General features: G+C 65.1%; 25 protein-coding genes and 1 pseudogene. 11 read left to right on the forward strand and 15 right to left on the reverse strand.

All coding sequences use genetic code 11. The features are described from left to right. Positions 1-6 precede the first annotated feature (6 nt). Positions 7-411, reverse strand: coding sequence for a TA system VapC family ribonuclease toxin (locus AB0876_RS19365; protein WP_526042668.1), 405 nt, complete (start codon positions 409-411; stop codon positions 7-9). Next, the gene (locus AB0876_RS19370) at positions 408-638 is read right to left on the reverse strand and encodes an antitoxin (protein ID WP_526042669.1); all 231 of its coding nucleotides are present in this window, start codon (positions 636-638) and stop codon (positions 408-410) included. Before AB0876_RS19370 ends, AB0876_RS19365 begins: the two co-directional genes overlap by 4 nt. 68 nt (positions 639-706) lie before the next feature. Here AB0876_RS19370 and AB0876_RS19375 point away from each other — a divergent pair, with 68 nt between their 5' ends. The 3 genes from AB0876_RS19375 (at position 707) to AB0876_RS19385 (ending at position 2,911) form a co-directional block, all read left to right on the forward strand. Continuing rightward, positions 707-1,993, forward strand: a complete 1,287-nt coding sequence (locus AB0876_RS19375) for a DUF2786 domain-containing protein (protein WP_526042670.1) — start codon at positions 707-709, stop codon at positions 1,991-1,993. A gap of 79 nt (positions 1,994-2,072) precedes the next feature. Next, positions 2,073-2,375, forward strand: coding sequence for a type II toxin-antitoxin system TacA family antitoxin (locus AB0876_RS19380; RefSeq protein ID WP_491841730.1), 303 nt, complete (start codon positions 2,073-2,075; stop codon positions 2,373-2,375). 8 nt (positions 2,376-2,383) lie between these two features. Continuing rightward, the gene (locus tag AB0876_RS19385; protein WP_526042671.1) at positions 2,384-2,911 is read left to right on the forward strand and encodes a GNAT family N-acetyltransferase; all 528 of its coding nucleotides are present in this window, start codon (positions 2,384-2,386) and stop codon (positions 2,909-2,911) included. Positions 2,912-2,920: 9 nt separating this feature from the next. Here the strand turns inward: AB0876_RS19385 and AB0876_RS19390 are convergent, their stop codons facing one another. The 5 genes and pseudogenes from AB0876_RS19390 to AB0876_RS19410 form a co-directional block, all read right to left on the reverse strand. Further along, on the reverse strand, positions 2,921-4,339 hold the full coding sequence (locus AB0876_RS19390; RefSeq protein WP_526042672.1) for an SDR family NAD(P)-dependent oxidoreductase: 1,419 nt from the start codon (positions 4,337-4,339) through the stop codon (positions 2,921-2,923). A 75-nt stretch (positions 4,340-4,414) separates the two neighbouring features. Next, entirely contained in the window at positions 4,415-4,855 is a 441-nt protein-coding gene (gene arr / locus AB0876_RS19395) for an NAD(+)--rifampin ADP-ribosyltransferase (RefSeq protein WP_526042772.1), read from the reverse strand. Between the two features lie 170 nt (positions 4,856-5,025). Next, a complete protein-coding gene (locus tag AB0876_RS19400; protein WP_526042773.1) occupies positions 5,026-5,994 on the reverse strand; it encodes a HipA domain-containing protein in 969 nt (322 codons plus the stop codon). A gap of 54 nt (positions 5,995-6,048) precedes the next feature. After that, positions 6,049-6,306, reverse strand: a pseudogene (locus AB0876_RS19405) (HipA N-terminal domain-containing protein); the annotation flags it as partial. Continuing rightward, positions 6,306-6,641 (reverse strand): helix-turn-helix domain-containing protein, encoded by a 336-nt coding sequence (locus AB0876_RS19410; protein WP_526042673.1) that lies wholly within the window; start codon positions 6,639-6,641, stop codon positions 6,306-6,308. The pseudogene AB0876_RS19405 and the gene AB0876_RS19410, both read right to left, overlap by 1 nt. Before the next feature lie 153 nt (positions 6,642-6,794). Between AB0876_RS19410 and AB0876_RS19415 the strand changes: the two genes are divergently transcribed. Beyond that, positions 6,795-7,775 (forward strand): ERCC4 domain-containing protein, encoded by a 981-nt coding sequence (locus AB0876_RS19415; RefSeq protein ID WP_526042674.1) that lies wholly within the window; start codon positions 6,795-6,797, stop codon positions 7,773-7,775. Positions 7,776-7,878: 103 nt separating this feature from the next. Here AB0876_RS19415 and AB0876_RS19420 read toward each other — a convergent pair whose 3' ends face one another. Then, positions 7,879-8,832 (reverse strand): hypothetical protein, encoded by a 954-nt coding sequence (locus AB0876_RS19420; protein WP_526042675.1) that lies wholly within the window; start codon positions 8,830-8,832, stop codon positions 7,879-7,881. Positions 8,833-8,931: 99 nt separating this feature from the next. Between AB0876_RS19420 and AB0876_RS19425 the strand changes: the two genes are divergently transcribed. The 4 genes from AB0876_RS19425 to AB0876_RS19440 all read left to right on the forward strand — a co-directional run bounded on the left by AB0876_RS19425 (position 8,932) and on the right by AB0876_RS19440 (position 14,418). Continuing rightward, positions 8,932-10,515, forward strand: a complete 1,584-nt coding sequence (locus tag AB0876_RS19425) for a serine/threonine-protein kinase (RefSeq protein WP_526042676.1) — start codon at positions 8,932-8,934, stop codon at positions 10,513-10,515. Between the two features lie 304 nt (positions 10,516-10,819). Then, positions 10,820-11,821 (forward strand): Rieske 2Fe-2S domain-containing protein, encoded by a 1,002-nt coding sequence (locus tag AB0876_RS19430; protein WP_526042677.1) that lies wholly within the window; start codon positions 10,820-10,822, stop codon positions 11,819-11,821. 35 nt (positions 11,822-11,856) lie between these two features. After that, positions 11,857-13,248: a wax ester/triacylglycerol synthase domain-containing protein gene (locus tag AB0876_RS19435; protein ID WP_526042774.1), complete on the forward strand. Its 1,392-nt coding sequence runs from the start codon at positions 11,857-11,859 to the stop codon at positions 13,246-13,248. A 207-nt stretch (positions 13,249-13,455) separates the two neighbouring features. After that, entirely contained in the window at positions 13,456-14,418 is a 963-nt protein-coding gene (locus AB0876_RS19440) for a hypothetical protein (RefSeq protein WP_526042678.1), read from the forward strand. Between the two features lie 3 nt (positions 14,419-14,421). Here AB0876_RS19440 and AB0876_RS19445 read toward each other — a convergent pair whose 3' ends face one another. From AB0876_RS19445 to AB0876_RS19455, 3 genes are all read right to left on the reverse strand, one after another. Then, positions 14,422-15,486: a hypothetical protein gene (locus AB0876_RS19445; RefSeq protein ID WP_526042679.1), complete on the reverse strand. Its 1,065-nt coding sequence runs from the start codon at positions 15,484-15,486 to the stop codon at positions 14,422-14,424. Between the two features lie 191 nt (positions 15,487-15,677). Continuing rightward, the gene (locus AB0876_RS19450) at positions 15,678-15,998 is read right to left on the reverse strand and encodes a hypothetical protein (protein WP_526042680.1); all 321 of its coding nucleotides are present in this window, start codon (positions 15,996-15,998) and stop codon (positions 15,678-15,680) included. Positions 15,999-16,097: 99 nt separating this feature from the next. Beyond that, complete coding sequence (locus tag AB0876_RS19455) at positions 16,098-17,696, reverse strand: class I adenylate-forming enzyme family protein (RefSeq protein ID WP_526042681.1); 1,599 nt, start codon at positions 17,694-17,696, stop codon at positions 16,098-16,100. A gap of 151 nt (positions 17,697-17,847) precedes the next feature. Here AB0876_RS19455 and AB0876_RS19460 point away from each other — a divergent pair, with 151 nt between their 5' ends. Genes AB0876_RS19460 through AB0876_RS19470 form a run of 3 tightly spaced genes read left to right on the forward strand, consistent with a single transcriptional unit; the run spans position 17,848 to position 20,729 of the window. Further along, complete coding sequence (locus AB0876_RS19460; protein ID WP_491841739.1) at positions 17,848-18,897, forward strand: ABC transporter permease; 1,050 nt, start codon at positions 17,848-17,850, stop codon at positions 18,895-18,897. A 1-nt stretch (position 18,898) separates the two neighbouring features. Continuing rightward, a complete protein-coding gene (locus AB0876_RS19465; RefSeq protein ID WP_526042682.1) occupies positions 18,899-19,894 on the forward strand; it encodes an ABC transporter ATP-binding protein in 996 nt (331 codons plus the stop codon). Between the two features lies 1 nt (position 19,895). Beyond that, a complete protein-coding gene (locus tag AB0876_RS19470; protein WP_526042683.1) occupies positions 19,896-20,729 on the forward strand; it encodes an NYN domain-containing protein in 834 nt (277 codons plus the stop codon). Here the strand turns inward: AB0876_RS19470 and AB0876_RS19475 are convergent. From AB0876_RS19475 to AB0876_RS19490, 4 genes are all read right to left on the reverse strand, one after another. Beyond that, positions 20,716-22,176, reverse strand: coding sequence for a hypothetical protein (locus AB0876_RS19475; protein WP_526042684.1), 1,461 nt, complete (start codon positions 22,174-22,176; stop codon positions 20,716-20,718). The two genes, AB0876_RS19470 and AB0876_RS19475, sit on opposite strands and share 14 nt — an antisense overlap. Positions 22,177-22,307: 131 nt before the next feature. Continuing rightward, positions 22,308-23,804, reverse strand: a complete 1,497-nt coding sequence (locus AB0876_RS19480; RefSeq protein ID WP_526042685.1) for a SulP family inorganic anion transporter — start codon at positions 23,802-23,804, stop codon at positions 22,308-22,310. Between the two features lie 29 nt (positions 23,805-23,833). Further along, positions 23,834-24,583, reverse strand: a complete 750-nt coding sequence (locus tag AB0876_RS19485; protein WP_526042686.1) for an ABC transporter ATP-binding protein — start codon at positions 24,581-24,583, stop codon at positions 23,834-23,836. Further along, a complete protein-coding gene (locus AB0876_RS19490) occupies positions 24,580-25,467 on the reverse strand; it encodes an ABC transporter permease (protein WP_526042687.1) in 888 nt (295 codons plus the stop codon). The genes AB0876_RS19485 and AB0876_RS19490 overlap by 4 nt, the downstream gene beginning before the upstream one ends.

Here is a 25,467-nt window from a genome sequence, read left to right on the forward strand (position 1 = left end):
CCGACATCAGTGATCGCCGGACGACACCAACTCCGCGACGTCGTCGTGCAGATGCGCCAGCCCGGTGTCGAGCGTCGCCAACCGCCCGCCATAGTGGCGAGCAAGCTGCGCCAAGTAGGCGTCGGTCACCTGTCGGTGCCCGACCACCCCGTCCAGTCGCACACCATCGAAAGACACTGCATCCGGCCAGAACTCGTGTAGATCGGACGCTGCGACTGCGACGAGCACCTCGCGGGCCGCCAAAGTGGGGTACCCCATACGCAACAGGAAACGCAGCAGGCTCCCCTGTGTTATCGGGCAGGTCGCAAATGCCTCGTCCGACGCTGCCAGCCACTCGGTAGCCGCCTCGTGATGCACATGCTCTACCACCACCAGCGCGATCAGCACGTTGGCGTCGAGCAGCGTGGTCACTCGTCGTCCTCCAGCGACCGCACATCCTCGGAGGTGACGACGGCGCCTACGCTGACCACCGGCAACCCCGTCCTGGGATCGGTCGAAACCGTCGAGGGAGCCACAGCTACGCCCAGGCCCCTTCGCATCAGGTCAGCGACCGTCTCACTCAGGGTCCGGCGTGTGTCCCGCGCTATCGCGCGGGCCTGCTTATGCAGGTCATCAGGTAAATCAACGGTGGTCCGCATGCCACATCCTAGCATCTCTGCATCATGATGCATTGATGCGCTAGGCGTCCGGGCAGCACACTCCGGACATGAGCCGCCGCAACCGCCAGAAGCGCGCCGCCAAGCAGAAGAACCGCCGCGCATCGTCCCGACGAGAACGCTGGAGCACCGATCCCGGGTACGACCGGGTCGCCCTCCTCGACCGCATCACCGCGGCGCTGTACAACTCCGCTTTGTGTCCCGACCACGATGCGGAATTCCACGCCGCTGAGCTACTCGACGAATTCCCCTGCTGGGCAGACGATCTCGACCTTGCCGCCGAGGGCACCTTGGCCGGTGCCATCAACAGCGCGTGGCAGGTGGGTTGGTCGCCCAATGACCTGCACGAATTCGCTCGTCGCCGTCTCGACGCAGCGGCAGCCGGCTACCTGGCCGAGGCCGTCGTTCGCGAATCGCGGCACTATTCCGTCACGACCCTGCATCCTCGATGGCGGGCCGAACTCGCCGCATTGCCTGCGGATTTCGATCACGGCGCACCGCAGATGTGGAGCTGGGCGGACAGGAATGCCGTCGACCATCACGCAGCGTTGACGGTCGTATTGAAGGTGCTGCGGCTGCTGGGAACCCTTCCGATCCTCGAGCCGTTGCTGCCGTTGCCCGGTGCGCACCAGCATTCGGCGGTCGCGGTGAACCCGACCGATGCGAAAGCGCTCAGCCGGGTGCGCGGGCTACTGGCCAAGGCAGAGGCCACCAAATTTCCCGAAGAAGCGGAAGCACTTTCGGCCAAGGCCCAAGAACTGATGAGCAGATACTCACTGCACCATGCGATCCGAGATCACGAGCAAGGTCGCGCAGCCGAGGCGACCGCCCGGCGAATCTGGATCGACAGTCCCTACGTCATCGCCAAGGCAGCGCTGGTGCAGTCCGTGGCAACGGCCAACCGGTGTCAGATGGTGTGCGCGGAGAAGCTCGGGTTCGTCGCCGTCATCGGCGCCGCGTGCGATCTGGAATTCGTTGAGCTGCTGTCGACTTCACTACTGGTCCAGGCCAACCGGGCGATGCTGGCAGCGGGCCGCGTTACCGGCGACGGACGGACCCGGACCCGCTCGTTTCGTCAATCATTTCTTCTTTCGTACTCCGAGCGCATCGGTGAACGCCTCACCGTCACCTCCACGACGGTGGCCACCGAGTTGGACCGCGGCACACTGCTTCCGGTACTGGCAGCGCGCAGCCAGGCAACCGATGACCTCACCAACCGGCTCTTCCCGGCGACGATTGCCCGCATGATGTCGCCGTCCAACGGTGCTGGATGGGCGGCCGGGCGCATCGCAGCCGACTTGGCACAGCTCGACGTGCGTCGACCGATCGCGGGGTGATGTGGCCGCCAACGAATCGTCCTTGTTGATCCCCGACAGCGACGTACGTACGCTGTACATACCGACCGAGTGAGGCAATATGCGCAACACCGACGCCAGCACCACGAAAACCACCCGCGACCAGCGGATGAATATTCGTGCCAGCGCGCAGCAACAGCTCCTCATCCGTCGGGCGGCCGAAGCCACCGACAGCACGGTCACCGACTTCATTTTGGACAGCGCACTAGAGACCGCCGAGCGAGTTCTCGCAGACCGCAAGTGGTTCGTCGCCAGCGAAGAGCAATGGGTCGAGTTCCAAACCCTGCTCGATGCACCGCTGGAGCCGATGCCCAAACTTGGACGGCTTCTCCGACGCGAGAGCCCTTTCGCCGACAACGATTGACACGACCGGTGGCGGACACCCAGCCAAAACCAACTCGACCCGAGAAACTCACGAAAACCCACGACCGATCGGCCTTCGAATCAGGCGCCGCCGAACTCGACGATTGGCTCCGCAAGTACAGCTGGCAAAACCAGCGGGCCGACAACGCCACCACATACGTCAGCACGTACGAAGGCCGCGTCGTCGGCTATTACGCGATCACCGTCGCCGGCTACCGACGCCGCGCCGCACCCGAAGCAATCGCAAAAAAGGCACCCGAGATGGTTCCGTGCTTCCTCCTGGCACGACTCGCCGTCGACCTCGAATGGCAGGGCCGCGGCTTAGGATGGGGCCTACTGGGCGACGCACTCCAGCGCGTCTTCATGCTGTCGAGGTCCGTAGCCGCACCCGCACTCTTGGTCCACGCTCGTGACGACAATGCCCGCAGTTTCTATCTGCACCACGCAGAGTTCATTGCGTCGCCGGTGGATCCTCTCCACGTCTTCCTTCCCATGAAGGCCATTGCAGCCGCAATGCATGACCTCGATGCCATCTGAAGGATCGCCCTACCAACTAGCCGGCGAGTAATCCTTCAAGAAACACCCATACAGATCCTCGCCCAACTCCCCGCGCACGATCGGGTCATACACGCGCGCAGCACCATCCACCAGATCCAGCGGTGCGTGGAAACCTTCATCGGCCAGCCGTAGCTTGGTCGGGTGCGGACGTTCGTCGGTGATCCACCCGGTATCGACGGCCGTCATCAAGATGCCGTCCTGCTCCAGCATCTCCCCAGAGCTGGTGCGGGTCAGCATGTTCAGCGCAGCCTTGGCCATGTTGGTGTGCGGGTGCCCAGGCCCCTTGTAGCCGCGGCCGAACTGGCCTTCCATCGCGGACACGTTCACCACGTACTTGCGTCGGGCCGGTGACGCGGCCATCGCGGGACGCAGCCGGCTCACCAGAATGAACGGCGCGGTCTGGTTGCACAGCTGCACTTCGAGGAGCTCCATCGCGTCGACCTCGTGCACGCGTTGGGTCCAACTGTTCACCGGCGCGGTATCGGGCAGCAGCCCGCCCGCGTCAATGGCCGTGCCCGCGGAGATCCGCTCCGGCGAGGCGCTGCGGGCGGTCAGGGCCAGCTCGGTCAGTGCGTGCGCGGTGGGGTGCTCGCCGAGGCTCCCGGCCAGGGCATGCGGATGCGCGTCACTGACGTGATCGAAGGTGACGACGTCCACCAATGCCGGCGGCGGGGTGCGCTCGGCCTCGACCAGCGCGGCATACGAACCCGGCGCCCGACGGACCGTCTGGGCCGCGTTGTTGATCAGGATGTCGAGCGGGCCCTGCGCGGCCACCTCGTCGGCCAGGGCGACCACCTGGGCCGGGTCCCGCAGGTCGATGCCGACCACCCGCAGCCGGTGCAGCCAGTCGGCACTGTCCTCCATCGCGGCGAAGCGGCGCACCGCGTCGTTGGGAAACCGGGTGGTGATCGTGGTGTGCGCGCCGTCGCGCAACAGCCGCAGTGCGATGTACATGCCGATCTTGGCGCGCCCGCCGGTGAGCAGGGCCCGGCGCCCGGTCAGGTCGGTGCGGGCATCGCGCTTGGCCCGGTTGATTGCGGCGCAGTCGGGACAAAGCTGGTGGTAGAAGGCATCGACCACGGTGTGGTGCTTCTTGCAGATGTAGCAGGCCCGCGAACGCAGCAGCGTGCCCGCACTGGCCCCGACCGCGGTGGACACCAGCGGCAAGCCCTGGGTTTCGTCGTCGATCCGTCCCGGTGCACCGGTGGCGGTCGCGGCGATGACAGCGCGGTCAGCGGCCGCGATCGCGTCGCGTCGGGCGGTCCGGCGAGCCTTCTTCAACGCCTTGAACATCTTCGCGGTGGCCAGCCGCACAGCAACGGCGTCGGGGTGCTCAGGAGGCAGCTTGTCCACCTCGGACAGCACCCGTAGGCACGTGCTGAGCTGGTCGGGGTCGATCGCGTTCACCATCGAAGGGTACGGGGAGTGGGCACAAATCCCCTTATCGAGCGAACCGGTGGCAACCCCGTGCGGCCCGTGATGTCAGTCGTAGATGACGTCCAGCCCTTGCCGACGGAGGCCAGCCAGGGTGTCGCGCATGCCTTGCAGCTGCTCGGCTGAATGCCCCACCCAGTCGGTGAGCTCACCGACGATTCTCACCGGCTCGCGGGTGCGGTACGAGCAGGTCGGGTTTCCGGGCAGCTTCTTGTCGGTCACGTTCGGGTCGTCCTCCAGCGCACCGTCGGGTTCGACGATGTAGATGCGGCCCGGCCCGTCGCCGGCCGCCATCTCAGCGCCCCACACCGCGGCATCCAAGGTGCGGGTGACGTACACGTGGTTCATGATCCGTCCGGCTTCATAGTTCGACTCACGCCCGGGCACCAGGTATTCACCCACCGCCAGGTCGGCCTTGGTGCCGTGCAGGAGCGCACCCGACTCGTGCACCTCGAACGGTTTCGGCGTATTCGTCACAACATCCCCCATCTCGTCACGGACCGGAAGATTGTGCAGCACGTCAGGGGCCTTGCCGCAAGCCCCACCCCCGGTCGTATAGTGAGAGTGGGAACGGATCGAAAGTCTTTCGCGCCCAGCCAATCCGATTCGGCCGCAACCTATGTCGAGCGAACTGACCTATGTCGCCGCCCTCACGCTGTTCAGCGGTCCAGGTTGGGTTTCCATGTCCCGGAGACATGCTCAATGATCCGCTCCGTCATGCGTTCCGCCTCGGGTTGCACGCTCTCTGGCAGAGTCACCGCAGCACGCGCGAACGCAGCAGGAAGGTCGCCACGGAGTTCGTCCACCCAGGCCACAGCTTGGTCCGCGGGAATCCCGAGACGGCGTCCAACCTTCCTCCAATCCGAGGCGGTGACGTCGAGCATCTTCCAGTGGTCACCGATCTTCATCGAAGAGTAGAGGCACTCGCGCTGGTCATACGGTGCTGCCGAGGCTGCGTCATACAGCGGCGACACCTGGGCGCGTGACCCAACGAGGACGAGCGAGTAGTTCTTGGCGTGAGCGTCAGTTCCGCCGATGAGGACGTTGTAGGACAACGATTTGAAGAAGCGCTCGGCGTTCACAGCGCGGTCCTCGATCGGCAGCCTGTTGAGAAGGTCAGCGATATCACCGACACCGGGGCCTCCGTCGGACTGGTATTTCAGACTGGGGTGGACCGACAACGCCTGGCAGATGTCTTCTTGGTGGACCCGGTGCCAGGTAGTCCCGTCATAAAGGCGGTCGTAGCGCGTCGAGGTCAACACCTGAACGTCACCGATCTCCATCACTGTGGATTCGGCTGCGAGCAGCCCGGCTTCGCTCGCTGCACGCTGGCACAGTGCCTCGTTGATGTGATGCCGTGCGTAACCAGCAGTTGCCGGCTTGACGATCACGGTCGTCGGCGTCGAATCTCGCGGGATCCCGAACCGCCCGGACTCTGGCTCCCGGAATAGCGCGACCTTGGGTTGAGCGCCAGCGAGGCTCCACCTGCCCTCGAACCTTCCTGCGTCCCAGTCGGATTGATGAGCAGCGAGCGCTTGGACGAGCTCGGCGAATTCAATCTCACTGAGCCATTGAATGTCACCTGTCCGCGCCCGCGCGTCAGACGGATCGGCCTCGGGCGGGAGAATCTGGACTGCGCCGGCTGCGTCGCGCCCGACGTGAGCGAGCAGGGCGAAGGGATTGTTCGGCGAGACGTTGTATTCGCGTCCCCACCGCTGTCGCGCACCTTCACTGTCTGGAAGCAGACCTTCAAGATAGGACCGAACAGCCTTGTCCCGATGCCGATTCGACACGACAGGTAAGGACAGCGACAAGGGCGTAGGATCAGCCCGCTCGGCGTACTCATCGTCATAGGTGAAACTCAGCGCTCCGTGAGCAGACTGTGTCACCGTGCCGGTCGGGATCCCGTCCAGGTAGATCCGCAACGCCCTGTCCGCCATCACCTTTTCCCTGTGCCGAATAGCGCGTCGAACGGATCAAGGGTTGCGGGAGCCGTTCCGGCAGGCGTGGACTTCTCGGGAGCTCCCTTCCGGGTACGTTTTCGAGCGTTCGACGGCGCCTCGGGAGCGGTCGCCTCCAGGCTCACACCGACGACGCGAAGTGCATCGAGCACCCGTTGCGCTTCCAGTCGTGGATGCCCCTTCTCCAGTCGAACGACCCAGTCCCGACTCATCCGCAGTTGCTCGGCCAGCTCAGCCTGAGTCATTCCACGGGCTGTGCGAGCTGCTCGGACGAGGGCGCCAACGTCGCCCATTGTCTTGACGTGCATGTCCATTCCTTGTAGTCACTCGACGACATTTCGGATTGTAGTCGTTCGACGTCTTTTGCAAAAGAGGTCGTTCGACCACTTTTCACACTTCAGGCGCCTACACGGCGACTGCCGGCGGCACCGCTTGGCCTCCCAGCCGAATCCGGGCACAATCGCGGTGTGGCGGAGATGGTCATAGCCCTCAACCCGGACGAAGGTTCCAGACTGCCCTACCTACTGCGGATTCCACAGCCCGGCAACGACCTCCTGTTTCGCACTTCGGGGACGTGGCCCCGAGCCAAGGCGCTGTACTGCTATCCGGTCGGCCTCGACGAGTGGCCGACAGACGCGCAGATCGTCGAACGTGTCGCTTTGCGGTCGTGCCAGCGCCGGGGTGCTGCCATCGACGTGATTCTGCAGCGGGGCCGGGAGAACCGCTCCCAGTTGGTGTTCACCACCGCCCGGGGCCGGGACGCGGTGTTCTGGCAGTCGCCACGTACCCGCAAGCAGGCGCGCCCCAACGTGCGGACCCCGGCAGCACGCGCCCAGGGCATCGACGAGCTACAGATCGTGGTCGACAGCCACGAACGGTACGCCTACAAGTTCGCCGGCCAGCAAGCCAATACCGTTCAACGTGCGCTGCCGTGCGGCGATTATGGTCTGCTCATCGATGGGACGCTCGTGGCCAGCGTAGAGCGCAAATCCCTGGCCGACCTGGTCTCCAGCCTCACCACCGGCAAGCTGCGCTATCAGGTCGCCGACCTGGCCGCACTCCCCCGAGCGGCGGTGGTCGTCGAGGACCGCTACTCGCAGCTGTTCAAGCTCGACCGGGTACGCCCCGCTGTCGTCGCCGACGGGCTGGCAGAACTGCAGGTCCGATGGCCGAATGTACCGATCGTATTTTGCGAAGCTCGCCAACTCGCCGAGGAATGGACCTACCGGTTCCTCGCTGCCGCACACGCCTGGTCGACGACTGAAGATGCTGCGATGCAACGTATTTCACAGGTCCGCGTCGACGTCGCCGTCGTCGATCAGGGCAGCGCGGCGCCCGGCCCGAGCACCGCCGAGGTCCGAGCCTGGGCCCGAGAAGCCGGCTTGGAGGTTCCACCCCGCGGCCGACTCCGCCCTGACATCTGGCAGGCATGGCAAGACGCTCACTGACACCCTGGGCAACGTCGAACAATCGGCCGAGTGTGAGGCCATGACAGAGCAAGCGCCCGCGGTCACCGTGGCGCATCCGCCGGCAGCGATGTTGCGCTAGCCACTACTTGAGACACGTGTCGAACTCGTCGCGGATGCGCTGCTGCAGTGCCAACGCTTCCGGCAGGAGCGGTTCGGACACAGTGCGGTCGCCGTTGACGTACTCGCATTTGCCGATCATGGCGCGGCCCGCCCAGCGAGGCTCGTCGTAGCGAGCCCGGTCGCCGTCCCAGGCCCAGGTGAGGCTGACCGGATGCTCCGGACCGGCCTTGAGCGCGTGGATGGTTCGCACGATGTCGTCGTAAGCGGTCTCCCGCGTCGGCACACCGAAGGTGAAGTGGTCGATCCACCCGTCCCGGACACCGATCCAGCCGGGGTCGGCGGGGGCTGCCGCGGCCAACTGCTGTTCGATGCGTTGCTTATCCGCCGGGGTAAACCGGTTGAAGATCATCCAGTGCGGATCCGCGACCCGGTTGGCGGCGGAGACTTCGATGTCTCGGGGTGGCCGATCGGCGAAGATCCGCAGGATCGAGTCGACCGCGTGATCAGGGTGCTGGGCTTCCAGAATCTGCACCTCTGTGGAGTCCGGCGCGGAGCCGACGGACCACATGATGTCCCGGGCCGGAGCTTCGACGCCGAGGCGACGCACCAGGCCGGTGAGCTGTTCGGTGTCGTCGGGCAGATCAGCGCTCGCTGAAATCGAAGTATCTTCCCCCACAACGATCTTCATCGACTGGTCGAACTTCGCGAAGTCTTTTCCGCGGAGTTCGTCGAGTTCAGCGGCCACTGCGCCGACCTGCTGATCGGTTGCCTGCGACATGTCAACCTTGAGTTGGAACCGAGTGCCCTCGATGATGCCGTTGTTGTAGATCAGATCGACCTCGGACACCCCCGGCATCGCCACGATGCGGTTCTTGATGTCGACGGCTTCCTGTTCACGATCAGGCGCACCGGTGCAGCCACTCACGCCCACCATCACCGCGACCAACAGCGCGGCGGCACCAGCAGCGAATCGCATGCTCATGAGCCTAAGGCCGGGACCGGGTCTGGCAATGCGCAAATCTTGTCGGCACCCTGCGTTACGTTCGCCTGTTCGCCAGTCGAGGAGGCACACAGGATGGTCGAGAACAACCCGGGCGTGGGTGACCGGTTCGGCAAGTATGAGCTGACCGCGCTCCTCGGCCGTGGCGGCATGGGCGACGTGTACGAGGCTCTCGACACCGACAAGGGCCGGACCGTTGCCCTGAAGATCCTGCGCGCGGAGTTTGCCCACGATGAGCAGTTCCGGATCCGGTTCCTGCGTGAGTCGCAGGCGGCGGCGAGTTTGGAGGAGCCCCACGTCGTGCCGATTCACGACTGGGGCGAGATCGACGGCAACCTTTACATCGACATGCGTCTGGTCCGCGGGCAGACCCTGCACGACCTCATCAACAGCGGCCCGCTCGAGCCGCGCCGCGCGGTAACCATCGTCGAGCAGATCGCTTCCGCGCTGGACGCCGCGCACGCGCACGGGCTGATCCACCGCGACGTCAAGCCGCAGAACATCATCGTCACCCCCGCGGACTTCGCCTATCTGCTGGACTTCGGCATCGCTCAGGCCCAAGGCGATTCGAGCCTCACCCAGGCAGACACCCGGATCGGCTCCTTCAGCTATATGGCCCCGGAACGGTTCGGTGACGAGCCGTGCACGCCCGCGGCCGACATCTACTCGCTGGCCTGCGTGCTCTACGAGGCGCTGACCGCCGACGCACCGTTCCCGACCCATAGCAACGAACAGCTGATCGCGGCGCATCTGACGACCCCGCCGCCGCGGCCCAGCACAGCCCACTCCGGCATCCCGACGTCCCTGGATACCGTCATCGCGCGCGGCATGGCCAAGGAGCCCGACGACCGTTACGGCAGCGCCGCCGCATTGGGACGCGCCGCGCAACGGGCGTTGCACACCACTGACGAGAGGGTCGCCGCCAGCGCCGAAACCATGATGGCGCCATATGTTTCACCCCCGACCCTCGGCGCACCGCCGGTCGTCGCGCACTACGCACCTGCCATCACCGCTCCCGGCCCGCCCGCGCGGCAACCACTGGTGCCGCTGGCGGCGGTCGTGTTGGTGGCTGCGCTGCTGCTGGGCGCGGTGAGCCTCGTCATTGGTCTGCTGCTGTCGAAAAACTCTGCGCCGACGGTCAACTCCGCACCGACGCAGACTGCCGCATTCGCCCCGCCGCCGGGCGTGACCGTCCCCGGACCGACTGTGTACAAGACGGTGCCGGCCCCGACGACACCGCCCGCACCGTCGTACACGCCGACGGCGTCCCGCAACCCGGAAGCGTCGAGTTCGGCACAGCTACGCCAGATCTCGCTGGGTGACCACACCGTCGTGAGTACCCAGGGCTCGGATCGGTGGGTGCCGCAATTGAGTTCCAAGCGGCCGGGCGTCGTCGACCGAGGTGTGGTGTGGGACAACGCGTTGACGTTGGAAGAGCATCTGCGGCTGCGCCAGGAGTACGGCGCCAAGCTCCTGTGGTCCGGTGATTGGTCGACGTTCGACGCACCCAACTTCTGGGTCACCATCGCACCGATCACCTATCCCACCGCGAGTGGGGCGTTGGCCTGGTGCAGCGACCACGGTTTCGATCGGAATCACTGCTACGCGAAGCTGATCAGCACGACGCACGCCGTGGCCGGCAGCACCGCATTCAACTGACGGGCGACGACCACGTCGGATACACGACGCTGAGCCCTGCGTCCGGCCAGCCCATCTGGGTGGCGGGAAACGGGTCGACGCCCGTGTCGCGACTCCCCGGCGAACCCCCGGTTTGCAAACTAGAACACGTTCCAGTACAGATTGATTGTCTGCGCGAATGAGCGGCGTTCGGCAGATGAGCAAAACCATGGGGGCCGCATCGCACGTGGGGGATCTTCACGCTCGGCACCGGCAGCAAACGGTGCCATCACTTTGGCGTGTCCCCTGAAGGCGGTGCCAGCCGCCACGAGGGGAAGGGCGATTGATGACCTCCGCAACCGAGTCGACCAGTCTGAGCCGGGTCGGGGACCCGTACCCGCCGTACCCGTACAGCTGGTACTCCGTGGCCTTCGCCCACGAACTGCGCCCCGGCACCGTGCTGACACGCCGCTTCCTCGACGGCGAGATCGTGCTCTTCCGCACCGCTTCGGGCGAACTCTCGGCCACCGTGCCGTTCTGCCCGCATCTGGGTGCCCACGTCGGCAAGGGCGGCTGGATCGAAGGCGACACCATCGTGTGTCCGTTCCACGAGTTCAAATTCGCGGCCACCGGTAAGTGCGTCTCCACCCCTACCGGTGAACCGCCCCGCGGCGCCGCGCTCACCACGCTTCCGGTGCGCAACCACCTCGGCATGATCATGGTCTGGCACGGCCCCGAAGGACAGCCACCGACATTCGAACTGGAACTGCCCGAGTCCGACCCCGACTGGCATCCGATCGCCACGAAGAAACTGCACTTCCACACTCATCCTCAGGAAGTCAACGAAAACGGCCTCGATCACGCGCATTTCGCGACGATCCACAAGTTCCGCAACTTCGTCGTCCCCAAGCCGATGGAGGTCGATGGACCCCGGATCCACACCGAATACGGTGGCACCAAACCTGTCCCGGTCATCGGCGGCATCAACTTCCACTTCAATTCCGTCCTGATCGGGCTCGGGTTCTCGCTGGTCGAGATCGCGATTCAGGGCGGTCTGACCGTCCGCCAGATGGTGCTGCCCACCCCCGTCGCCGAACGTCACGTCGACATCTACATCGGCATCAGCGCCAAGAAGCGCGCCCGCAACAAGGCGCTCCGCGCTCTGCTGGCTCCGGTCGAACGGCTCCTCGGCTGGATCGTGCTGCAGGTCGTCGCCTACGAGGTCCAGCGCGACCAGATCATCTGGGACGAAAAGGTCTATCTCGAGCATCCCAAACTGGCGCCGGGTGACGGCCCGATCGGCAAGTACCGGCATTGGGTGCGGCAGTTCTACACATCATCGTCGTGACCTGACGGCAAGGGATTGGGGACAAAGTGACGAGCATGCAGGGTGCCCGCGCGGAACGTGTCAGCGGAATGGATGCCTGGCAGCTGTATCAGGAGACCGAACTGCAGGTTGGCAACGGAATGTCGTTGATCCATGTGGACCGCAGCTCGGTGCCCGGTGATCTGCGGGAGCACGTGGTGTCGGCACTCAACAACCGCATGCACCTGATGCCGGCGTACCGCAAGGTGCTCCTCGACCCGTGGTTCAACCCAGACCGGCCGATGCTGGTGGCCCGACCCGAGATCGACGTCTCAGCGCATGTGACGGCGCTGCCGATGCCGGCGCCGGGCGGCACGCAGGGAGCCTCCAAGGTGCTGGCCCACGTCCGCGCCACCCATCTCGACCGTCGAGAACCGCTGTGGCACATGTACGTCATCGAGGACGACGAGCGCCACGCATATCTGATCTCGGTCCTCCATCACCTGCTTGTCGACGGCGACGCCGCCATGGAGGTCGTCGGTTGCCTGATGACACCCGGCGATCTGAGCGCCAGACCGCCCCGACCCATCGCACCGGCGTCGTCGTTCCCGGCGCGGCCCTCGGCGATCGTGGGCGATGCGCTGCGCCGCAAGGCGAAACGGCTGCGACGGTTGCCACGCCTGGTTGCGATGTCGGCACGCACCACCGGCAGCCGGTGGGCCGCACGACATCTCAAGGTCAAGGCGCCCAAGACCACGCTGAACTGCTCGCTGTCGGGTTCCTCGACGGCAGCGGTCGCGGTGCTGCCGATGGCAGATCTGCAGGCGGTGACCGAAAAGTATTCGGTCACCATCAATCACGTCCTGCTCAGCTGCGTGGGGGCGGCCCTGGACGGTGCGCTCGCCGGCCGGGGCGAACGTCCACAGAAACCGCTCGTGGCGGCGGTGCCCTACGCGATGCGGAGCGCAGACACCTCGGAGTACATCACCGATGGTGTCGGCACCACCACCGTGCTGCGCGTGAACCTCAACACCACGATCTCCGATCCTGTCCTGCGACTCCTCGCGATCGCCGACCATGCCCGTGCCGTCAAGGCCGTGCAGGAACGCCGCGGCATCAACCTGTTCCGGCAGTGGAACGAATATGCGCCGGGGCGGGCGGTCAATCTGCTGTTCCGGAGTATCGAATGCTTCGGCCTGGCTGAACGAATCTCCTGGCCGTGCAACGTCATCGTGTCGAATGCCAGCGGTATCGCGGTGGAGGATCCGGTGTTCCTCAACATGCCGGCACTGAGCTTCTACCCCGCCGGCCCGCTGTATCACGGCATGGGACCCAGCGTGATTGCCATGTCCTGGGCTGACAACCTGTGCCTGTCGGTCGCTGCCGACACCCGCCATGTCACCGACGCCGCCGTCATCACCGCAGGTATCGAGGCCGAGCTCACGAAGCTCGTCACCTCTGTCACCTAAGAGTTCGAGGCTCCGCTCCGGCGGAAACTGGCGCAACGGACAGGTGGCCGACGATGTCACAATCGCAGGGGGTCAACTGGAACACCGCGCCATCCGTCGAAAGGACACAGTCCGTTGTGGGTTTGGTACAACACCGCACCATGGTGGGCTCGTTGGCTCGTCAATTCGGCATGGATAACGGTGTGGTCCTTGTTATTCGGCTGGGCCATGCTTCGACCCGAATACCATTGGTCGACACCGTGGCCGATCTGGGTTGACGCGATCGGACTGGCCATATTCGGACTGGTAGCCGGCATCCCGATCACCCTGCTCGGCCGACCCGTCGTGAGAACCTACGCCACCGTGCTCGAGGGCCTCACCGCCGCCCAGCGCACCGCAACCGCCAGGGCACTGCGTCGCGGTCCGGTACCCACCGACCCGGCGGTGCTGACCGCCGCCGTGCGCGCCAGCGATCTGGCCCGGGCATACCGGAACCGTGTCACCCCGACGGGCCGCCGCCTCACCTGGGTGCTCATCGGACTGTTCGCCATACCGCTTCCCGCCGTTGAATTCATGACAGACCAGCCTCGACTGGCCGTAATGTTTCTGGTCCTGGCCGTGATGATGGTGGTCGCACAGGTATGGCCCGCATGGGTCCGACGCCGACGCGCCCCGCATCTGGCACAGTTGCGCGCCACCGCCGATGCCGATCCGGAGATCGCCGCTGCGGTCGCTCACGCCGTGCCTCCCGCGGTGCCGACGACCCGTGAGCATCTGCTTCGAATCGGTGTCATTCTCGTGTTGGTGGCCGCGGCCATGCTGGCCACCTTATTCTTCACGCAAGAGTCCGGCCGAGACTGCCGCACCGCCCGGGCAGCAGTTGGCTACATCGCTGACCACCAGGACCTTCTCGACCCGGGCCAAATCGGCCCCGGCGGGCCAGATCTATCGGAGTACCGAGCGTGGTCAGCTCAGCTGGGCCGCTATGCCGACGAGGTCGCCGACCCCGGAATCAGCAGCCATCTGCACCAGATCAGCGATCTGTCAGCCGAAGCCGTCAGCATCGTCGAACAAGCCCGCACACCCGGACTATCCGACGATAGCGTCGAGATCCGAACAGCGAGCTATACCAACATCATTCAACGACTCGTCGATGCGGATACGCAGATATACGAGCTGTGCAAGCGGTGACGCTCAGCCCGCCCGCTGGACCGCCCTCAGTGCCGCTTCCTTCGCGCTGCCAGCGCAGTTCCCTGCGGTAGGTGTGTTCACTCCCACCGTGACGATCGGAGTTGACGCGACCAGGTCGGCAGCCCCGGTTCCCACGGTCACCGGTTCAATACTTCGGTTGGTGTTGGCGATCACGTAACAGTCTGGACCCGAAGACCCACCGACGTCGAACAGTGTCACGCCGTCCTGCTCGCTACGTTGCGACTCTGGACTCCACGGCATCTTGACAATGTCATCGGACCACTTGACCAGTCCGTATTTGACCACGGCCGTGGCGGATTTGGCAGCGACCGGATCGAGTTGGAGTTCGCACACACCGGGATGCCGCCACGTCGTCGGCCACTGCGCTTCGGGTTTGGGTTCCCACCATTCGAAGCCCACCGCGTGAAGATCCGCCGCTGCCGCACACGGATCGGCGGTCAGAAACCGTGTCGCAGTTGAAGACTTATCAGTGTGCACCGGGACGCCGTTGGCTTCGACGTGTGCCGCGATCTCACCCGCGACCGCCCCACCGAGCTCGCACAGCTCGGTGTCCTCGGAGTTCCGCCGCCCGTCTGTCACGTCCAACGCAGACACCTCCACCACCGGATCCCGCATCGATTCGGGTGCGCCGGTCAGGCCGGCCAGTGGCAGAGGAACCCGAAACGTGCAGCCCGGTGGCGTCGTCCCCAGGACACCCGGATGCGCTGGATCGGAACTGAACTGGCTGTCGTTCCACCGGGCTTCGCCCGGTCGGACCAGAAGTTCGAGCCCCGCCTTGGTGTCCGGGAAGCCAACCGTGCACCCCTCACCACCGAGTGTCGCGATAGGCGAATTCGCACCGGTTTCGATCCAGGACACCGAGGAATAGGTGTAGCTGAAGTCCTTGTGTCCGTTGCCTTCAAGGGTTTTCCGGTCGACGAAACCGCACGGATCGATCTGGCGCAGCGCGTACAGCTCGGCCAGATGGTCGCGGTCGGTCGGCGTGAGTTCGAGTCCGTAGGTCTCCACCGTCCCCGGAAAGAAGACCTTCGATTGATCCGGCGGCATCGGCGCTTCCGTCCGGGGGCCGCACGCCGTCATCGAGACGCCGAATGCCAACAGCACGGACGTACACATCATCGCTCGCAACATCTAGCCCCCGGTTCCGTCGTCAACCAGACTAAGACGGGCCGGCCTACGGCCCATGCAGCGATTTTTGGGGCTCGAAGCGGCGGCTTCGAGCCCCAAAAGTCACACCATCACGGGCACTTCTCCGTGTCGATGCGCACCACCCCGAAGTCGATCTTGGTCGACGTACCGAACGTCGACCCGGGCGGCGGCGTCGAACTGCACACCTGCCAATTGCGGTCGCTGATCTGGGCCCGGCCCTTCCCGGTCAGATCGGTCGAGCTGCTGAACCACACCTCGCCGTGCGTCAGCGACTGGATCGCGTCCTGTGCGCCCTGCAGATCCATCCCGATCAGATTCGGCATGGTCCACGACGGCGACGCCACCGCCGCCGGACTCGTCGCCAGAACCACGGCCACCAGACCGACGACTGCCACCGATACACGCTTCATCTCAACCTCCTGTTTGAAGTGAACCGCGCATCGTCGCACCAGCCACCGACAACCCAGGAGTCTCACGGGCGTGCCTGTGACGAGGCCGGGGCACCGATATCAGGTATCGACGACCATCTCGACGAACACCACATCGCGGGGCACCTTGTGCCGGGCCAGGTTGTTCTTCACGTGCAGCTTGATCTCGGCCGCGTCTGGGCTGGCACCAGGTTCCGCAACGATGAAGGCCCGCAATCGTTTTCCGAACTCGACATCATCCACACCGACCACCGCCACCTCGGCGATGTCGTCGCGTTCCTCGAGCAGGTTCTCCACTTCCTGCGGGAAGACGTTCTCACCACCGGAGACAATCATGTCGTCGTCGCGGCCGTCGACGAACAGCAATCCGTTCTCGTCGAAATGGCCCATGTCGCCGCTGGACATGTAGCCGTCGATGATCTGTTTGGTGCGACCATCGGTATAGCCCTGAAACGGCGCACCGTTGCGGATGAAAATCCGGCCGCGCCGGTTGGCGCCTTCTACCCGCTGGTCGTTCTCGTCGTAGAGCACCACCTCGCAGGTCACCGGGGCACGCCCCGCAGTTCCCGGAGCGGCCCGCAGTTCGGCCGGCATGGCGATGGTGGCGATGGCGCACTCCGTCGAGCCGTACATGTTGTACAGCACGTCGCCGAAGGCATCCTGGACCCGAGTGGACAACTCCGGGCTCAGTGCGGACCCGGCGATCAGGATCACCTTCAACGCCGACGTGTCGTACTTGCCGAGCACCTCGGGGCCCAGTTCGACCATCCGGTGCAGCATCGTCGGCACCGCGACCAGCATGTCGGCCCGCTGCTCCGCCATCAGCTTCAGCGTGCCCTCGGCGTTGAACCGCCGCGCCGTCACCACCTTGTTCCCCAACGCGGCACCCACCAGGTAGGTGGCCCAGCCGGTGCTGTGGAAGATCGGTGAGACGATCACCATGGTTCCCTTGCGCGGGAACGGAACTCGGTCGACGATCTGCGCAGTCGCGAACGGGGACACAGCGTCACGCGGGGCGCCCTTCGGCAGACCGGTGGTGCCGCTGGTCAGGATGACCGACCCGCCGGGCTTGCTCGGCGGGGGCAGCGGTCCGGTCGGGTTCGCCGCCACGATGTCGTCGATTGTCTGTGCGCCGTCGGGTAACTCGGCGTCGTCGTCCACCCAGGTCAGTATCCGCGGGAGCTCGGCAGGGAGTGCGTCGAGCAGTCCGAGGAACTCGCTGTCGTGCATCACCACGCTGACGCCCTCGCGCGCGCATACCTCCGCGAACTGCGGTTTGGCGAAGCCGGTGTTCATCAGCACCAGCCGCACACCGAGTTTGCCGCAGCCGGCCATCGCGACGATCAGGCCGCGGTGATCCCGGCACAGCAGCCCGACTACGGAGCCTTCCTTGAGGCCCAGGCCTTGCAGTCCGTGCGCCAACGCCCATGACTGGTCGTCGACCTGCTTATAGGTCAACGTGCCGCGTTCGTCGACCACCGCAGGCAGGTCTGCGTAGCGGCGCCCGCCCTGAATTGCCATGGTGGCCTGCGGCCCGTACAGCCGGGCAAGTTTGGCGCTGCGCACCACCGCACCGATATCCAGGGGCTCGATGATGCCCCGGTCGACGAGACGCACGACCGCATGCCCCGACTCGATGATCTGACCCAGCTTTTGCCGAACTTCGGCTATTGCTTGCATGCCTCTGCCCCTCGCCGATTTCGCTGGACAGTAGCAGTGCGCGGGGCGCCCGTCACCGGCACGAAACCGCACCCCCACACCAAATGCCCCAATAACCGCCACCAGCAACATCCACCTCGGTAACGTCGGAAGAGATGCGGCGGGCACTGACGTGTTGATGGCGGCGTTACGCGATCTGCAGTGGCGGCGACGGCGATTCCTGATCGCCGCCGTCGGCACCGGCCTGGTCTTCGCGATGACGCTGGTGTTGACGGGCCTGGCCCACGGCTTCCGCGTCGAGGCCGAACGCAGTGTCGACGCCCTGAGCCTCGACGCATTCATGATCAAAGCCGGTGCGGCGGGCCCGTTCCTCGGCTCGGCGCCGTTACCGATCACCGACGTCCAGCGCGCCGCGCGCCTGCCCGGCGTCACCACCGCCGTCCCGCTCGTCTACGGATCCTCGACCATCCCCAACAACGGCACTCCGCGCAACGTCAACGTGTTCGGCGTTCCCGAGGCGGGCCCGGGCACGCCCGCGCTGAAGGAGGGCCGGGCCCCGCGCGCCACCGACGAGGTCGCGGTCTCGACGACGATGAACCAGCCGATCGGCTCCGATGTCGCGGTCGGCGCGGCGAAACTGCGCGTCGTCGGCCTGGTCGACGACCTCACCGCCCTGGCCGCCCAGGACAACATCTACCTGACGGTCCCCGGCGCCCAACTACTGCTGTTCTCGGGACAGAAACTGATCTCCTCGGTCGGCATCGTCGGCAACCCGGGCCCCCCGCCACCCGAATTCCGCATCGTCGACCGGTCCGGCGCCATCGACGACATGGTGCGTCCACTGCGGGGCGCCAACCAGGCGATGAGCCTGATGGCGGGCCTGCTGTGGGCGGTCGCGGTGTTGATCGTCGGCTCGGTGATCTACCTGTCGGCACTGGAACGCACCCGCGACTTCGCGGTGTTCAAGGCCGTCGGCGTGGCCAGCCGCTCCATCATGGCCGGACTGGCGATGCAGGCCGTGACGGTCGCTCTGCTGGCCGCGGTGCTGGGCGCCGGGCTGTCCTTATTGCTCGGACCGCTGTTCCCGATGCGTTGCGACGTGCCGACCGTGGCATTCGTCGCGCTACCGATCGTCGCCGTCGTGGTGGGCCTGCTGGCCAGTGTGGCCGGGCTGCGTCGCGCCGTGAACGTCGACCCCGCACTGGCATTCCGAGGTCCCTGATATGGCTGATCTGATGGTCAAAGACCTCGTCGTGGAGTACTCCAGCGGCGGCTATGCGGTACGCCCGATCGACGGCCTCGACCTCGAGGTTCCTGCCGGGTCACTGTCAATTCTGTTGGGCCCCAGCGGCTGCGGGAAGACCACACTCCTGTCGTGCCTCGGCGGGATCCTCAAACCGACCGCGGGCCGTATCGAGTTCGGTGACATCGACGTGACGACGCTCGACAAGAAGTCGCTCTCGGACTACCGGCGCGACACCGTCGGCATCGTGTTCCAGGCCTTCAACCTGGTACCCAGCCTGACCGCACTGGAGAACGTGATGGTGCCCCTGCGCGCCGCGGGCCGGACCCGACGTGAAGCCCGCGAACGCGCCACCGAACTGCTCACCCGCGTCAACCTCGAGAGCCGATTGCACCACCGCCCCGGCGATCTCAGCGGCGGGCAGCAGCAACGCGTCGCGGTCGCCCGGGCGATCGCCCTCGATCCACCGCTGATCCTGGCCGACGAGCCGACCGCCCACCTGGATTTCATCCAGGTCGAGGAAGTGCTGCGGCTCATCCGCGAACTCGCCAGCGGCGACCACGTGGTCGTCGTCGCCACCCACGACACCCGCATCCTGCCGCTGGCCGACCAGGTCGTGGAGCTCGTCCCTCACGTCGCCGTCGAGCATCAGAACACCGAGACCGTGACCATCGCGGCCGGGGAGTTGTTGTTCTCCCAGGGCGAGATGGGCGACCAGATCTACATCGTCACCGAGGGTGAGATCGAACTGGCGCGCGAATTGGCCAGCGGCGGTGAGGAAGTCATCAAGACCGTCGGCCCCGGCGACTACTTCGGGGAGATGGGGCCGTTGTTCAGCCTGCCGCGGTCTGCCACCGCCCGCGCGAAGACCGACGCCGTCGTCGTCGGCTACACCATCCAGGCGTTCCGGGAACTGCTCGGCCCTACCGGCGCCCGCAACCTGATCGGGCAGCCCGAGACCGAGACCGAGGACTGAGATGACCGAACTCGACACCCGCGTCGCGGTGTACCTCGACTTCGACAACATCGTGATCTCCCGCTACGACCAGGTCAACGGCCGCAACTCATTTCAGAAGGACAAAGCCAAGGGCCTGGAGGCCGACAAGCTCACCAAGGCCACCGTCGACCTCGGTGCCATCCTCGACTTCGCCTCGTCCTTCGGCACGTTGGTACTGACCCGCGCCTACGCGGACTGGTCGGCCGACCTCAACGCTGGATACCGCGAGCAGCTCGTCGGCCGCGCCGTCGACCTGGTGCAACTCTTCCCCGCCGCCGCGTACGGTAAGAACGGCGCCGACATCCGGCTGGCCGTCGACACGGTCGAGGACATGTTCCGCCTGCCCGATCTCACCCATGTGGTGATCGTGGCCGGCGACTCCGACTACATCCCCCTCGCCCAGCGCTGCAAACGGCTGGGCCGCTATGTCGTCGGTATCGGAGTGGCCGGTTCCTCGAGCCGGATGCTGGCCGCCGCGTGCGACGAGTTCGTCGTCTACGACGCCCTGCCCGGCATCCCGACACTGGCCCCGGCGCCGGAACCCAAGCAGCAGAGGCGAACCCGCAAGAAGGAGGAACCCGACCCGCAGGCCCAGGCCACCGCACTGCTGACCCGCGCCCTGCAGATCGGCCTGGAGAAGGACGACGTCGAGTGGCTGCACAACTCGGCGGTCAAGGGACAGATGAAGCGGATGGACCCGTCGTTCAACGAAAAATCGTTGGGGTTCAAGTCTTTCAGCGACTTCCTCCGGTCGCGCTCCGATGTCGTTGAGTTGGACGAGAGTTCGACGACGCGCATGGTCAAGTTGCGCTGACCGGCCCCGCGGAGCTGCGGGTATCAACTAGGGGGGCCGCCTCTTGCCCCCGCGCGGCCAGCTGAAAGGCCAACAGCCCCAATCTCTGGGTGAGGGCCTGTTCGAACTCGAGCGTGAGGTCGTCCGTCCGAGTGGCGGCGTGCACCAACTCGTGCACCAAGGTTCCACAGAAACTCACCGGGTTCGCCAACTGGTCGCGGCGAATGACGATTCGATGATTCCCGCTTTCGAAAACACCGGCGACAGCGTCACCATGGCTACCCAACCGCATGGTCTCAGAAATGAGAATGTCCTTGACGCCATGGAGCGCCAGGTCCACACCGGACAGTCTCACCACCTCATCGGTCATGTTCCATACTCGTGATTCCTTGTCCACCAACTGAGCTGGATCAACAAACTGGAAACTGAAGCTGTCATTCCACGCGTCCCGGTAGCCGTTGAAGGTGATGAGCGGTTCGCCGTTCAAGTTCAACTCCCCCGACAGCTTCCGGGCGACGTCGTCCGACACCATTACCAGCTGATATCCGTCGTCCTTGGCGTATTCAATCTGCGCTCCGCCATCGGCGAGTTCGCCCGCGGTGACGAACACCACCTTCTCATGCGTGGCCAGCACGCGGCAGGCGTGAACCGTCACATCGTTCCACCGGAGTTCATCGCACACCCGACCCGAGCGATACTCGCCCAGGTTATCGGCCAGACTGCGAGCGACCTCCCCGGATGTGCACTTCATCAGGATCGACTGAATGCGGTCGGAGTACGCGCCACGCCCCACGTTGCTGCGCTCGCGGTTCAACGCTTGCCGCAACGGCTTCGTCAGGCTGGTGATGTTATAGGAGAACAGAAAGTTCTCCTCAGTCGCCACCCGCAGACCCTTGACGTAGATGTTGGCCGGCTTGCCCGTTCCTGGATGGGCCAGTACTTGACCGAATTCGGTCTCCTCCAACACCAATTCACCGCTGTAACGCAGGAAATACGTTCGCGCATTTGATACATCGACATCCTTCACACCGGTGAGAATGACTGATGTTCCGATCCGGTTCGGATTCGAGGACGCATCGACGATCGCGTGCAAGGTCGTGACGTCGGGAAATCCCTCTTTGGCCCGCAACGCGGTCGAAATGTCACCGAACGGCGACAAGATCTGGACGTCGATGCCGTGACGGTCAAACACCGCCAGCGCATCCTTCAAACCCATCCCAAACTGGCCGATAACAGAAGTGTGCCGTGCCTTCTCGATGTTCTCGTTCTGTGTCAGGTGCTGGTATCGGATCCCCCGTCCAAAATCGGTGACCAGCCAGCGGTTGGAACCAATCTTCTCAACTGTCGGTTCGGCCGTCTGTGTGATGGTTGCTTCGTCGAGCGCGTTGGCGATGATCTCACGCACCGCGTATGCAACCGGCCAATGTTCAAGCACCTTCTCAATGTTCAGATCGAACGCCTGCATCATGTCCCCCCGGCTATCACTAATTTCCCTTCGGTCGACGAAGCTACCGAAGAGGTGTGACAAGTCGACGCCTGTCTCACCGGTTCGTCGGTCGACGGACGCTTGCTTGCTCAGATCCCGACTGAGATGGGTACCTAAACCCCCAACTGCCCCGATAGCCGGTTCAGCCGGTCCAGGCTCTCCCCGTCAAGCCCGGTGAACGACACGGACTTCCCACGCGAGGAGTACTTGAACCTGACCGCATCGAGACTCGCCACAGATGACGCGTCCCATACCGACACACCGGACATGTCGATCACCACCTCGGCGGGATCATCCGCGTAGTCGAACTGGTGCACCAGATCATTGCTGGACACAAAGAACAGATCTCCCCGGACCCGATACGTCCGCACACCGTCCGGCCCGGTAACCGCCGTCACCGAGGTGAAGTGTGCAACGCGGCGAGCGAACGCCACCATCGCCGTGAGGACCCCGAGCGACACCCCGACCGCAAGATTTCCCGTGGCGACAGTCGCAATGACGGTGACCACCATGATCAGAGTTTCACTGCGCGGCAGCATCTTCAAGGTCTGCGGCGTCACACTGTGCCAGTCGAAGGTCGCGAACGACACCACGATCATCACCGCGACCAGTGCGGCCATGGGGATCCGCCCGACGAGATCGCCCAGCGACACCACCAGGATCAGCACGAACACCCCGGTAAGAAGTGTGGACAGGCGAGTCCGGGCCCCAGCCACCTTTACGTTCATCATGGTCTGCCCGATCACCGCGCAGCCGCCCATACCGCCGAAAATCGCAGTGACCACATTGGCCGTGCCCTGCCCGAACGCCTCACGGGTCTTGTTGGACGGTGTGTCGGTGATGTCGTCGACCAGCTTTGCCGTCATCAGCGACTCCAACAGACCGACGAGCGCCGCGCCCAACGCGTAGGGTGCGATCACCTGCAGCGTGTGCAAAGTCAGCGGCACCTGCGGAAACCCCGGTACCGGTAATGAATCGGGCAGTGCTCCTTGATCTCCCACGTCGGGTACGTCCCAGCCAAAGAATACGACGACACCGGTCAACACCAGCACCACGACCAACGGTGCGGGCACCGCCGTGGTGAGCTTGGGCAGCAAGAACATCAGCCCCACCCCCACCGCCGTCAGCGGATACACCAGCCACGGCACGTCCATCAGATGCCGCAACTGCGACATCAACACCAGGATGGCCAACGCGTTGACGAAACCGACCATCACACTGCGCGGAATGAACCGCATGAGTTTGGCAACCCCGAACCCCGCCAACAGCATCTGGATGACGCCCGCCAAGAGGATGGTGGCAATCAGGTAGCCCACCCCGAACTCCCTGGCCACCGGTGCGACGACGAGTGCGACCGCTGCGGTGGCGGCCGTGATCATCGCCGGCCGTCCGCCGGTGAAGGCGATGGTGATCGCCATCGTCACCGTCGAGAACAGACCGACCCGCGGGTCTACCCCGGCGATCACCGAGAACGCGATGGCCTCCGGAATCAAGGCCAGCGCGACGACCAAACCGGCCAGCACCTCGGTGCGCAGCACGGCCGGCGACCACCGCGACGGGCGGGTGACGGCCTCTGAAGGCGCGCGGAATCCAGGGATGGTGATACTCATCGAATCTCCTTGGCGAACAGCCAGATCAGTTATGCAGCTGGACGATGCCCGAGGAAGTCCAGGATGGCGCGTCGGCGCCGTTGATAGGACTCCTCGAACTGTGCCTCGGGTGTGCGGGGCTTCTCGATCGTGATGATGTCGGCGACGGTCGCGGGCCGATGGCTCAACAGCACGATCCGGTCGGCCAGCAGCAGCGCCTCGTCGACATCGTGCGTGACGAACAGCAACGTCATCTGCTGGGTCTCCCACACCGACGTCAGCAACTGCTGCATCTCGAGCCGGGTCTGCGCATCCAGTGCACCGAACGGCTCGTCCATCAACATCACCCGCGGTTCGCAGGCCAACGTACGGGCCAGCTGCACCCGCTGCCGCATGCCACCCGAAAGCTGGCTGGGCAGGTGATCCAGGTAGTCACCGAGCCCGACCTGTTCCAGCCGGGTGGTGGCTTTCTCCTTGAGTTCCTTGCCGCGCGTGCCACGGAGTTTGAGTGGGAACTGGACGTTCTTGAGTGCGGAGCGCCAGGGGAAGAGCGCGTCCTCCTGGAACACCATGGCGCACTGGGCGGCGTTACCGGTGACGGGTGCACCATCGACAGTCGCGGTGCCGCCCATGGGTTTCAGCAGCCCGGCCAGGGCCCGCAGGATCGTCGACTTGCCGCAGCCGGACGGGCCGAGGAACACCACCACTTCACCCGGTTCGATCTTGAGGGTGATGTTGGCGGCGACCACGCCGTTGAAGCCGATTTGCAGCTGCTGGAGGTTGACGGCGCCGGCGCTCATCGGGCGGCCCTCGGCAGCCAGCGGTTGACCCGGCGTCCGACGCGCTCGACCAGCCAGGCGGTGCCCAACCCCAGCGCTCCGATGGAGATCATGCCGACCACGACACCCGCATAGTCGAGCAGCCCGTAGGCCTGCCAGGTGTAGTACCCGATGCCGAACTGGCCCGAGATCATCTCGGCACTCACCACACAGATCCACGCCACGCCCATCGCCACCGACAGCCCGGCGAAGATGCCTGGCAGCGCCCCCGGGATGATCACCTGGAACAACAGCGCGACTCGGCCGGCACCCATGGTCTGTGCAGCCTCCTCCCACACCTTCGGCATGGAATCCATGGCGTGGATGGTGCTGACCACCACGGGGAAGAACGCCGCAAAGAACGTGATGAACACGATTCCCTGCTCGCTGGAGGGGAACAGCAGGATGGTCAGCGGCACCAGCGCGATCGCCGGGATCGGTCGGATCAGTTCGATGAACGGCCGCAACGTCATTCGCGCGACCTCGGAGCGGCCGACGAGCACGCCCACCCCGATGCCGACCATCGCGGCCAGACCGAAGCCGAGCAGGATGCGCTGCAGGCTGGCCAACAAGTCGTCGTAGTAACCGCCCGAGCTGATCCTCGCCAGCAGCGCCTGCAGCACTGCCTCCGGCGCCGGCATTCGGTTGAACCGCAACCAGGCGACCACGTTGTTGGTGGTCAGCAGGTGCCAGGCCGCCAGAAAAGCGGTGATCGGGATCAACGGCAGCAGCAGCGCCGGAACGCGCCGGGTGACGGATGCGGGCAGCAGGTCAGCCACGCTGCGGCGCGGCGACGTGTCGCTCCGGTGGGCCGGGGACCACAGCCGCGGGGCGGTGATCGTGGGCCGGGTCATGAGCTCGGTCAT

The sequence above is a fragment of the Mycobacterium sp. NPDC049093 genome, assembly GCF_040704635.1.
GTDB lineage: Bacteria > Actinomycetota > Actinomycetes > Mycobacteriales > Mycobacteriaceae > Mycobacterium.